Origin of the sequence: Pseudophaeobacter profundi (assembly GCF_029697505.1) — a bacterium.
In the GTDB taxonomy this organism is placed as follows: domain Bacteria; phylum Pseudomonadota; class Alphaproteobacteria; order Rhodobacterales; family Rhodobacteraceae; genus Pseudophaeobacter; species Pseudophaeobacter profundi.
This window is the reverse complement of record NZ_JARJEF010000135.1, coordinates 1-340: the sequence shown is the minus strand read 5'-3', so window position 1 is coordinate 340 and position 340 is coordinate 1. Positions and strand designations below refer to the sequence as shown.

Genomic DNA, 340 nt, shown 5'->3' with positions numbered 1-340 from the left:
CGACGAGATGCAGCGTCAGCTGGCCGTCACGCTGGACCAGTACGCCATCGCATCGCGCAAGGTCCAGTCCATCACCGCCGAGCTGGAGGAGATCCGCGCCAACTACGACAGCGCGCTGCGAGCCAAGCGAACCGCCGAGCAGATGTACGAGGACAGTCAGAGCCGCGTCAACGAGCTGACAACCATCAACGTCAACCTGTCCGCGTCGCGCACCAAGATCGAGCAGGAACTGTCCAGCCTCGCCTCTGACTATGAGGAAGTCACCAAGGAGCTCAGGATCTCCGACGAGAGATACCAGAAGGTGCAAGTGGAGTTGAAGCACACAGTCGAGATCCTTCAC

At 60.3% G+C, this 340-nt stretch carries 1 protein-coding gene; it reads left to right on the top strand.

Translation table 11 applies throughout. The features are described from left to right. On the top strand, positions 1–340 hold a 340-nt coding region (locus P2081_RS20540), incomplete at both ends, for a hypothetical protein (RefSeq protein ID WP_278924643.1).